Raw genomic sequence first — 11259 nt, forward strand, 5'->3', positions numbered from 1 at the left:
CGAGATGGGCCGGCAGTTCTTCGTCAACGACATCGAGAACCCCTACACGACCCCCGACGAGAAGCCCTTCCTGTGGATCCGCGGCCGCCAGGTCGGCGGGCGTTCGATCATGTGGGCGCGGCAGTCCTACCGTCTCAGCGATCTCGACTTCGAGGCCAACGCGCGCGACGGGATCGGGGTCGACTGGCCGATCCGCTACGCGGACCTCGCGCCGTGGTACAGCCACGTCGAAGCCTTCGCCGGCATCAGCGGCCGCCCCGAAGGTCTGCCCCAGTTGCCGGACGGCGTCTTCCTGCCGCCGATGCAGATGACGTGCGTCGAGAACGCGGTGAAGGAGGCGATCGCGCGCGATTTCGGCGACACCCGGATGATGACGATCGGGCGCACGGCGGTTCTCACCCGCGACCACAAGGGGAGGAGCGCCTGCCACTACTGCGGTCCCTGCCACCGCGGCTGCAGCACGAAGAGCTACTTCAGTTCGCTGAGTGCCACCCTCCCAGCCGCTGAAGCCACCGGCCGCATGACGCTGCGGCCGGACAGCGTCGTGCACAGCGTGATCTGGGACGCCGCCCGCGGGCGCGTCACGGGCGTGCGCGTGATCGACCGGCAGACGGGAGAGGACCTGGAGTTCCACGGGGAGATCGTCATGCTCGGCGCCTCGGCGCTGGAGTCGACCCGCATCCTCCTCCACTCGACGTCCGCCGACTTCCCGGACGGCCTCGCGAACTCCAGCGGGGTCCTCGGCCGCTATCTCATGGACCACACGATGAGCACGGGAGCGAAGGCGAAGTTCCCCGGCTGGGAGAACCACGGCTACACCGGCGAGCGTCCGAACGGGATCTACATCCCCCGCTTCCGGAACGTGACGGAACCCTCGCCCGACTTCATCCGGGGCTACGGCTACCAGGGCTGGTCCACGCGGCAGAGCTGGAGTCGCGGCCTCGACGTGCCGGGCTTCGGCGCGGACTACAAGCGCCGGCTCACCGAACCCGGCGTGTGGGAGTTCGAACTCGGCGCCTTCGGCGAGTGCCTCCCGCGCGAGGAGAACTACATCGAACTCGATCCGGAACGGGTCGATGCGTGGGGAATCCCGGCCCTCCGCATCCACTGCGAATGGAGCGACAACGAGCGCCGGATGATGCGCGACAGCGCCGACCGCGCCGCGGAAATGCTGGAAGCCGGGGGCGGAACGGACGTCGAGTTGCTGACCGACATCACGGCACCGGGACTCACGATCCACGAGATGGGGACGGCGCGGATGGGACGGGATCCGGCGACCTCCGTCCTCAACGGCTACAACCAGGCCTGGGACGCGCCGAACCTGTTCGTGATCGACGGCGCCGCCATGCCGTCATCCGCTTGCCAGAACCCGTCCCTGACCTACATGGCCCTCACCGCCCGCGCCTGCCACTACGCGCTCTGGGCAAAGAACCGCGGCGAACTCTAGCAGCCGACGGGACTAGGTCGACCGGGCGAGGGCATCGGCGATCTGCTCCATCTCCGCCATCGTGTTGTACATGTGCGGGCAGAGGCGGATGCCCGGGAACACGCCCCGGCGGAGCGCTCCCGCGACGCCGTATTCCTCGTAGATCCGGTTGTAGATCTCCGTGTGGTCGTCGACCCCCAGTTCCGCGATGACCACGCCCCCGCCGAGGCCCGGTACGTCCGACGTGTGGAACTTCACCTCGGGGATGCGCTCGCGGATCGCCGCCTTGAGCCCGGTCGCGAGGGCGCGCATGCGGGCCTCGATCTCCGCGGCTCCGATCGCCTCGTGGAACTCCACCGTCGTCCCCACGCCCGCCACCGCCGCGTCGTCCCGCTGGCCGTACGTGCCGAACTTGTCGGCCCCACCTCCCGCGACCGCGCCCTCCCAGCCCACGCCGACGTCGCTCGGCCACAACTCTGCGACCCGATCGGCCCGGACATAGAGGACCCCGGCTTCCTTGGGTCCGCAGAACCACTTGTGGGCGCTCCCCGTGTACGAGTCGCAGCCCATGGCGTGCAGGTCGACTTCCACCGCGCCGAAGCTCTGCGCCCCGTCCATGTGCACGTAGATGCCGCGGTCGCCCGCGATGTCGCACAGACGCCGCGCCGGCAGTTCGACCCCCGAGATGTTCGAGATCTGCGTGACCGCGAGCACCCGCGTCCGGTCGGTGAAGGCGCTCACGAAGGCGTCGATCAGTTCGTCCTCCGTCTCGGGCACGGGCGGCGTCGTCACGCGGATCACCTTGTAGCCCCAGCGGTCGGCCCGGACGTCCCACGCCACGTTGTTCGTGGGATGGTTCTGGTCCCACAGCACGACCTCGTCTCCCGCGCCCAGCGTGAGCCCGTTGATGACGGTGTTGTTGCTCTCCGAGGTGTTGCGGGTGATCACGATCTCCCCGGGCGAGGCGCCGAGCAGCCGCGCGAGCGCCTCCACGGACTCCTCGGCGAGCGCGTTGAACTTGGCCCGGTTGTGGAACGAGGCATCCCGGTCGATGTCGCGCGTGTACGCGAACACCGCCTCCTGTACCGGCCAGGGCGAGGGGCAGAGATTCGCCGCGTTCACCAGGATAAGACCGGGACGGAGCGGGAACTGGGACTTCACCATCTCCCAGAAGGACTCGTCCTCCGTCCCCAGGAAGTCTCGCCGCGCCGACAGTTCATCGAGGCTGAGACCGGGCCTCGACGGCGCCCGGGTCCAGGCCGGCGTCGCCGCGAGAGCGGCCCCCGCTGCGGCGCGCTTGAGGAATCGGCGGCGGTCGGGCATGTGGGTCGCGTCGGTGGGCGAGCGAGTCGTCACGGAAACCTCCCGTGTTATGGGTCGCCGCATCGCGTGCGGCGGTCGCAGTCGTTCAAGCAGCCCGCGGCAAGAGCCCTCCACGGGCCGCTGTGCAACATAAGACGCGGGACTTCGGGCGGCATGGGGGCGCGGCGCGCCGCCGCCCGGTCTATGCACGCGGCGAGGCGCACCCCATGTTCTGAAAGGCCCCGCGCCCACCACACCAGGAGGTACCCATGGACACGCGCGCCCCCCTTTCCCGCCGCGACCTCTTCCGGAATCCCGTCACCCTCGCCGCTCTCACCGTTCTCGGCGTGCTCTGCAGCCTCGCTGTCCCCGGCTCGACGCTCCTCGCGCAGGAAGCGAACGGTGCCCTCCCGCTCGAGTCCTGGCTCGACTGGGAGCGGGTCCAGGATCCGCGGATCTCGCCGGATGGCGGCGCCGTCGTGTACGAGCGTCTGTGGGTCGACAAGATGAACGACGCGTGGGAGTCGTCGATCTGGATCGTTAATCCGGACGGCAGTCGCCCGCGCCACCTCGTCGACGGATCCTCGCCGCGCTGGTCTCCCGACGGCAGCCGACTCGCCTTCCTCGCGCCCGATGACGAGGGGAACACGCAGATCTTCGTGCGCTGGATGGATGCCGAGGGCGCCGTCTCCCAGGTGACGCGGCTCACGGACAGTCCTTCGGACATCGCCTGGTCTCCCGACGGGACGCGCTTCTCGTTCACGATGCGCGTGGGGGCGGAGCAGCCCACGGCGCGCCACTGGTCCATCTCGCTCCCGAAGCCGGAGGGGGCGACGTGGACGCCGGGGCCTCGGATCATCGAGCGTCTCGTCTATCGGCAGGACCGCGTCGGATTCCTGGGCGACAAGTACCGGCACATCTTCGTCGTCCCCGCCGAAGGCGGCACGGCGCGCCAGCTCACCGAGGGCGACTTCAACTTCGGAGTCCCCGTCTGGGAACCTGATGGACAGTCGCTCCTCTTCAGCAGCCTCATCGCGGAGGACGCGGTATACCGGTGGCAGGAGACCGAGATCTACCGGCTCGACGCGGAGTCCGGCGACCTGAGCCAGGTCACGACGCGCAAGGGCCCGGACAACCGGCCGGTGCCATCGCCGGATGGGCGCCTGATCGCCTACGTGGGGCACGACACGACGACCTTCGACTACATCGAATCCGCCGTCTACGTGATGAACGCGGATGGGTCGAACCCGCGCGCCCTCACGGCCGAGATGGACCGCAGTCCGGGGACGCTGCACTGGGCACCGGATGGAGGCGGCGTCTATTTCGACGCTTCGGCGGACGGCTATCGCAACCTCCACTACGCCTCCGTGGACGGAGATGTGCGGGCGATGACCGAAGGCCCGCAGATGTTCGGCCTCAACGCCGTGAGCGGCGGCGGCACGGCCGTCGGGATGTGGGGTGATGCGCACGAGCCCGGCGACATCTACGCCTTCCCCGTCGACCGGCCCGATCGGCGCACGAGGCTGACGGATGTGAACGCCGACGTGCTCGCGGGCGTGACGCTGGGCGAGGTCGAACAGGTCTGGAGCGAGTCATCCCATGACGGACTCGCGATTCACGGCTGGGTCATCAAGCCCCCGGACTTCGACGCGTCGCGGCAGTATCCGCTCATTCTCGTGATTCACGGCGGGCCGCACGGCATGTACAACGGCGGGTTCAACTTCTCGTGGCAGGAGCACGCCGCGAACGGCTACGTCGTCCTCTACACGAACCCGCGCGGAAGCTCCGGCTACGGCACGGAGTTCGGGAACGCGATCCAGTACGACTATCCGAACCACGATTTTGACGACCTCATGTCGAGCGTGGACGAGGTCATCTCCCGCGGATACGTGGACGACGGCAACATGTTCGTCTACGGGTGCTCGGGTGGGGGCGTCCTGACGTCGTGGGTCGTGGGGCACACGGACCGCTTTCGGGCCGCTTCGGCGAACTGCCCGGTCGTGAACTGGTTCAACTTCCCGAACGAGGTCGACGGCAACTATCTGCGCTGGTATGCGGACTTCCAGGAGTTTCCGTGGGTGGACCCGAGCGAGCACATCCGCCGCTCGCCGATCACCTACGTGGGCAACGTCACGACGCCGACGATGCTCATGACGGGCGTCCTCGACCTGCGCACGCCGATGTCGCAGACGGAGCAGTTCTACCAGGCGCTCAAGGCGCAGAACAAGCCGACCGCGATGGTCCAGTTCCAGGGCGAGTGGCACGGCACGTCGCGCCTGCCGTCCAACTTCCTGCGCACGCAACTCATCCTCAGGAAGTGGTTCGAGCGCTGGGGCACCCACGATGACGAGCGCACCGCCGCCACCCAGACCGGCTCGTAGCCGACGCGGGTCAGGGGTGGAAGGGGGTTTCGGAGAGGATCTCGTCGAGGCCCGAGATCAGGAGGTCGGCGTCGGCTTCGGAGAAGACGAGGGGGGGCTTCATCTTGATCACGTTGTGGTCGGGGCCGTCCGTGCTGAGGAGGATCCCCTTGTCGCGCATCCGTTGGACGGCGGCGTCGGCGAGGTCGGCGGCCGGTTCGAGGTCGTCGCCCTCGTGCACGAACTCGATGCCGGTGAACAGGCCGCGGCCGCGGGCGTCCCCCACAGGGGCGTGACGGCCCCGGAGGCGGTCGAGGCCGGACAGTAGACGCTTGCCGACGATGGCGGCGTTCTCCCGCAGTCCCTCCTCCTCGATCACGTCGAGGACGGCGAGGCCGATGGCGCAGGAGACGGGGTTCCCGCCGTAGGTGTTGAAGTACTCCATCCCGTTGGCGAAGGCTTCGGCGATCTCGCGGGTCGTGATGACCGCGGCGAGGGGGTGGCCGTTCCCGATCGGCTTGCCGAGGGTGACGATGTCGGGGACGACGTCGTGCTCCTCGAAGGCCCAGAAGTGCGACCCCACGCGGCCGAAGCCGACCTGCACCTCGTCGGCCACGCACACGGCACCGTGCTCGCGGGCCGCGGTGTAGGAAGCCGCGAGGTATCCGGCCGGAAGCGGGATCTGGCCGCCGCAACTGAGGATCGACTCGTGGAAGAAGGCGGCCGCTCCGGGCGGGCGGTCCCCGAACCAGGTGGGCTCCGTCTCGAGTGCCGCCGCCGCCTCGCCGACATGGGCCGCGTACAGGGGCGCCACCTCCCGTTCCGACCCTCGGTGAATGCCCCGGAACAGGTCCGGCATCGGCGCCATCCGGACCCAGGGCCGGAGTCCCTTCCCGCCGGGGCCGTTGAACTTGTACGGGCTGAGGTTGACGACCGAACTCGAGTTCCCGTGGTACGCTCCGTCGAGGACGACCGCGCCTACCTTGCCGGTGTGCGTCCGCGCCATGCGCAGGGCGAGTTCGTTGGCCTCCGTGCCGGAGCAGACGAGGAAGCACACGTCGAGCGGGGACGGGAAGAGGGCGGTCAGCCGCTCCGTGTATTCGAGGATGGTCTCGTGCAGGTAGCGCGTGTTCGTGTTGAGCGCGGCCATCTGGCGGCGCGCCGCCTCGTTCACGCGCGGGTGCGAGTGTCCGACGTGGGCGACGTTGTTCACGCAGTCGAGGAAGGGCTGACCGTCGATGTCGTAGAGCCATGCGCCGCGGCCCCGCACGATGTGGAGGGGTCTCCGGTAGGAGAGGCTCAGCGAAGGGCCGAGCCGCCGGTTCCGGTCCTCGACCAGGTCGGCGCGGCTGCGAGGTCGCGGGGCCGTCGCCTCGCCCGGGAGGCGGAGCAGGTGGTTCGGGTCGGGGCTCACCGCCGTCCACGTGCCGCGGGCGCTCGGGGCGGCGACGCCCGGGAAGGTCCCCTCGTAGCCCAGGGGGTCGAGGAGGATCTGGAGGTGAAGGTGCGGAGCCCAGTCGCCGTTGTCCGGCGGGGCCCCGATCCAGCCGATCGTCCGGCCCGCCTCCACGACCTCGTCGGGCGCGACTTTCGATAAGGATTCGGGCGACAAATGCCCGAACAGCGTCCGAAATCGAACGGGTCCGTCCGTCTCGCCGGCCGGGTCCGCCAGTTCGTGCTCCAGGATGATCGTGGGGCCGTAGTCCAGGCGGTCGGCGTTGTCGTGCACGGATACGACGCGACCCCCTAGCGGCGCGAGGACGGGCGTCCCCGGCTCCGCGAACAGATCGACGCCGAGGTGAACAGTCCGCCACTCGTCCATCTCGTTCCCCGGCGCGCGGAAGGCCTCGCCCGTGTACCACCAGCGCACCTCGTCGTAGCGGCCGATGCCGACCGCCGCGTCCGCGTCCCGCATCCGGTCGAACAGCCGTCGCGAGAACGCCGCATGATCCGTGGGATCGAAGGTTCCGCCGTCGTCCCCCGACTCGACGCTCAGGTCGAGCGTGACGGTGGGCGCGGTCCGGGGGTCCGGATCGAGCACCGCTGCGGCGCTCGGGGCCGCGCGCTCGAGCGCCCGGATGACGCGGGCCGCTGAGGGACACGGCACATGCCCGCAGGCCTCCCGCAGCCGGTAGCGCCCCAGGTTCGGGGGCGTCGCGTCCAGCCGCTCGAGCACCTCCCACGCCGGCGCCTGGCTCACGAGCAGGTACGCGTTGTCCGGCTCCTGGGCGCCCCGCACGGACGAGACGGTCACGCTCAGCGCGAGCCGCAGCCGCGCCAGTTCGTAGAGGACATCGGCTTCCGCCTCCATGACCTCGTGCTCCGGTGCGTACCCCCGCGCTACATCGCAGAAGGCGGCCACCGGATCGCGCGTCCCGAACCCGGCGTAGGCACAGGCCACGGCGAGGTTCGCCACCGTCCACGAACGGACCGTGTCGCCGAAGTCCACGATGCCCACGAGGTGGGGCGCGCCGCCCTTCATCCGCCCCGGATCGACATGGATGTTGGCCGGGTTCGCGTCGTTGTAGATCAGGCTCTCGCGCAACTCGCCCGCCCGCGGCCGCACGACCGCCGCGTACCGCTCGAGAACTCGGGCAAGGACTTCGCGCCGTCCCGGCTCCCGGATCGCGTCCAGGTTCTGCCCGATGAGCGAGGCGGCCCGGCGCAGGTCCCAGATCATTGGGCGGTCCGCGCCCGCCAGTTGCGACGAGGAACGATCCACGATCCCGGCGAGGCGGCCGATCTGCCGGCGCAGTTCGGGTCCGTGCGGCCGGAAACGGTCCAGCGGAATGCCCGGGACCGGTTCCAGGAAGCGGGCGAAGTGGGTGCGCCCGCCGATCCTGTGTTCGACGAGACGCCCGGCTGCCGATGCGCCCCCGCCAGCCTCCCCGTCCGCGCCGGCCTCCACGTCCCCGCCCTTCCCGGCGGGCCGCCAGTGCGGAAGCGCGAAGCAGGCCTGGGACTCCGAGAGAGCCGCCAACAGAACCGCTTCTTCGTCGAGGACGGCGCGGTCTTCGAGGAGGTTCGAGACCTTCAGGTATCCGCGGACACCCGACCCGCCGGAAGTCTCGCCGGAGGTCGTTCCCGAAATCTCGAACACGCGGTCGCGCTCGCTGGCGCACTCGCGGGCCTGCCCGCGCACGCCCCAGACGTCCCGGACGAGTCCGGCCGCTTCTCCCTCCGAGAGCGAGGGCCTTCCGGCCGCGTAACCGGCGTCGAGCGTTTCCATGATGGGCGAAGCTCCCACCCCACTAAGGTCCGGTCAACCACGGCGGCTATTGCCGCTTATTGCCGCCCGCGCCGGTCGAAACGAGCTTTCGATCCCGGTTCGATCGCCGGGTCGCATGATGCGCTTTGTCATATGGAGGAGAATCATGTCGCTCCGCTCTGGGCTTCTCGCTTCCATCTTCGCCGCGGGCGTCGCGACCGCCGGCCCGCCCGCCGTCGACGCGCAGGAGCGGGTGTACGCGGTCGCTTCGCCGGCTGAACTGGAACTCGAAGTCGGGGCGTCCTTTCAGCTCATGGCGGAGATCCAGGGCACCGCGGAGGAAGGCGCCGCCTCGGAGGTGCGCTGGTTTGCGGCCGACGAAGGCGTGACGGTGACGCCGGAGGGCGTGGTGACGGCGGTGCGGCCGGGCGAGTCGCGCGTGGCGGCGATGTTCCGCGGCCAGCCGAGCTGGGTGACGATCCGCGTGCCCCGGCTCGAGCCTGCCAGCATCGAGGCCCGCCTCGCCGGTCCCGTCTACGCGGGCGCGACCGCGGCCCTTCACCTCGAGGCTTACACGGCACCGGGCACCGCGGTGGACGATGCCGAGTTCGCCTTCGCCTCCGCCGACGCAGCCGTCGCGACGGTGGATGCTGCCGGACGCGTGCTCGGCCACGGGCCGGGACAGACCGTCATCACCGTCTCGGCGGGAGATGCCTCCACCCGGGTCGACGTGACCGTCGAGCCGAACGCGGCTGAGGAATACGAACTGGCGGCCTCCGGGGATGTGAACTCGCTTTCGACGGGAGATGTCGCGGCCTTCCGGCTGGCGGGCCGCGACGGCGGCGGCCGCGAGATCCCCCTCGCGCCGCTCTGGAGCGTGACGCCGAGCGGGGCGAGCGTCGAACCCGTCGATGGACGCGGGCTCTTCGTGGCGGAGGAGCCGGGCACGTACCACGTGACCGCGATCGCGGGCCCGGCCATCGCCCGGACGGTTTCGGTGCGGGTCGGACCCCGCCGCCACACCGCCCGGCTCGAACTCGTCGGCAGCGGGATCACCTCCACGCACCGGGCCGGCGACACCTGGGTGTTCGAGGGCGTGGACGGACGCGACTACGCCTACCTCGGCACCTTCTACCACGACTGGATGAAGGTGTGGGACGTGACGGATCCCGCGCAGCCCGTCCTCACCGACTCGATCCAGCTCGATGCCCGCCGCATCAACGATGTGAAGATCCACCCCAACAACCGCCTCGGGATCGTCACCCGCGAAGGGGCCTCCAGCCGGAGGAACGGGATCGTCCTCCTCGACCTCTCGAATCCCGCCCATCCGGAGATCCTCTCCGAGTACACGGACACGGTGACGGGCGGTGTGCACAACGTCTGGATCCTGGGGGACGAGGACCTCGTCTACGCCTGCCACAACGGCACGAGCGAGATCGTCATCATCGACATCTCCGATCCGGCGAACCCGCGCGAGATCAACCGCTGGGCGCACGACGAACCGATCCGCAGCCTGCACGACGTCATCGTCCAGGACGGATACGCGTACGCGTCGTTTTGGAACGAGGGCATCTACATCCTCGACGCCGGGGCGGGCACGCACGGAGGCACGGCACGCGACCCGAAGCTGGTCTCGCGGTGGGTGTCGGATCAGGGGAACACGCACGTCGCCTGGCGTCACGGCAAGTACCTGTTCGCGGCGGCCGAGATCTACCCGTCCGACTGGGATCCGAACGTGTTCGGCCCCATCGAGGCCCGGGGCTACGTGGAAGTGCTCGACATGACGGATATCGATAGCCCGGTGAAGGTCGCCCACTACACCGTGCCCGAAGCGGGGGCGCACAACCTGTGGAGCGACGACCGCGACCGGCTCTACGTCGGCTACTACCAGGCGGGGCTGCGGGTGCTCGACATTTCGGGCGAACTGCGCGGCGACCTCTACCGCCAGGGCCGCGAGATCGGCGCGATCAAGACGTCATCGCCGGACGCCGCCGTGCCGAACTGGTCGATGACGTGGGGCGCCCAGTTGTTCAAGGGCCGGATCTTCACCTCCGACCTGCACTCCGGCCTGTGGATCGCCCGCCTCGTCGAGGAAGAACTCGTCCCATGACAACGAAAGATGACACCATGAACCGCGCCAACCTCAGGAAGACTGCGTACAGGACCGCCGCCGCGCTGGCCGCCGCGGTGCTCACGTCCGTCTGGCCGCCGTTCGCCGCCGACGTACTCGCCCAGGCGACTCCCGCCCCCGCTTCCGGGCAGCAGGTGGTGCTGGTCACCGGAGCCACCTCCGGCCTCGGCCGCGAACTGGCCCTGCGGCTGGGCGCCCGGGGCGATCACGTCATCGTCCACGGACGCAATGAGGAGCGGGGCGCGGAAGTGGTGGCTGCGATCAACGCGGCCGGACCCGGGAGCGCGCGCTTCTACCGCGCCGATTTCGCGTCTCTAGCCGAGGTTCGCACCTTCGCCGAGACCCTGCTGGACGATTACGACCGGATGGACATCCTGATCAACAACGCGGGGTTCGGGTCCGCGCCGGACGAGCGCTGGGTCACCGAGGACGGGCACGAGTACCGCTTCCAGGTGAACTACCTCTCCACCTTCCTCCTCACGCACATGCTGATGCCGCGGGTTCTCGACAGCGCGCCGTCGCGCATCGTGAACGTGTCGTCGGGCGCGCAGACGCCGATCGACTTCGACGACGTGATGATCGAGAACGACTTCAGCGGCCGCCGCGCCTACGCCCAGAGCAAGCTGGCCCAGATCATGTTCACGCACGATCTGGCCGACGACCTTGCCGGAACGGGCATCGTGGTCGGCTCGCTCCACCCGGCGACCTACATGCCGACGGAGATGGTACGACGGCTGGGGGCGACGCCGCGCGCGACCATCGCCGAGGGGGCTGACGCTGTGATGCAGGTCGTCGACTCGGACGACTTCGAGAGCGGGCAGTACTTCAGCGG

General features: G+C 69.5%; 6 protein-coding genes. 4 read left to right on the top strand and 2 right to left on the bottom strand.

Translation table 11 applies throughout. The features are described from left to right. The coding region (locus OXN85_03655) for a GMC family oxidoreductase (GenBank protein ID MCY3599057.1) at positions 1–1447 on the top strand (1447 nt) is incomplete at its 5' end. Positions 1448–1459: 12 nt separating this feature from the next. On the opposite strand, the gene OXN85_03660 is transcribed toward OXN85_03655, so the two are convergent. Then, positions 1460–2782 carry an aminotransferase class V-fold PLP-dependent enzyme gene (locus OXN85_03660; protein ID MCY3599058.1) on the bottom strand — a complete coding sequence of 441 codons (1323 nt, stop codon included), beginning with the start codon at positions 2780–2782 and terminating at the stop codon, positions 1460–1462. Between the two features lie 215 nt (positions 2783–2997). On the opposite strand from OXN85_03660, the gene OXN85_03665 reads away from it, so the two are divergent. After that, complete coding sequence (locus OXN85_03665; GenBank protein ID MCY3599059.1) at positions 2998–5109, top strand: S9 family peptidase; 2112 nt, start codon at positions 2998–3000, stop codon at positions 5107–5109. Positions 5110–5119: 10 nt separating this feature from the next. On the opposite strand, the gene OXN85_03670 is transcribed toward OXN85_03665, so the two are convergent. Beyond that, on the bottom strand, positions 5120–8317 hold the full coding sequence (locus OXN85_03670) for an aminotransferase class III-fold pyridoxal phosphate-dependent enzyme (GenBank protein ID MCY3599060.1): 3198 nt from the start codon (positions 8315–8317) through the stop codon (positions 5120–5122). Positions 8318–8462: 145 nt separating this feature from the next. Between OXN85_03670 and OXN85_03675 the strand changes: the two genes are divergently transcribed. Both OXN85_03675 and OXN85_03680 read left to right on the top strand, forming a co-directional pair. Then, complete coding sequence (locus OXN85_03675) at positions 8463–10406, top strand: Ig-like domain-containing protein (protein MCY3599061.1); 1944 nt, start codon at positions 8463–8465, stop codon at positions 10404–10406. Then, positions 10403–11259, top strand: an 857-nt coding sequence (locus OXN85_03680) for an SDR family NAD(P)-dependent oxidoreductase (GenBank protein MCY3599062.1), incomplete at its 3' end; no start/stop codon positions are given. The genes OXN85_03675 and OXN85_03680, both read left to right, overlap by 4 nt.

Origin of the sequence: Candidatus Palauibacter australiensis (genome assembly GCA_026705295.1) — a bacterium.
Lineage (GTDB): Bacteria > Gemmatimonadota > Gemmatimonadetes > Palauibacterales > Palauibacteraceae > Palauibacter > Palauibacter australiensis.

Bases quoted from the DNA above. Each gene is read 5' to 3' on its own strand.
- OXN85_03665 (MCY3599059.1), top strand. From the start codon at position 2,998: ATGGACACGCGCGCCCCCCTTTCCCGCCGCGACCTCTTCCGGAATCCC.
- OXN85_03670 (MCY3599060.1), bottom strand. From the start codon at position 8,317: ATGGAAACGCTCGACGCCGGTTACGCGGCCGGAAGGCCCTCGCTCTCG.
- OXN85_03675 (MCY3599061.1), top strand. From the start codon at position 8,463: ATGTCGCTCCGCTCTGGGCTTCTCGCTTCCATCTTCGCCGCGGGCGTC.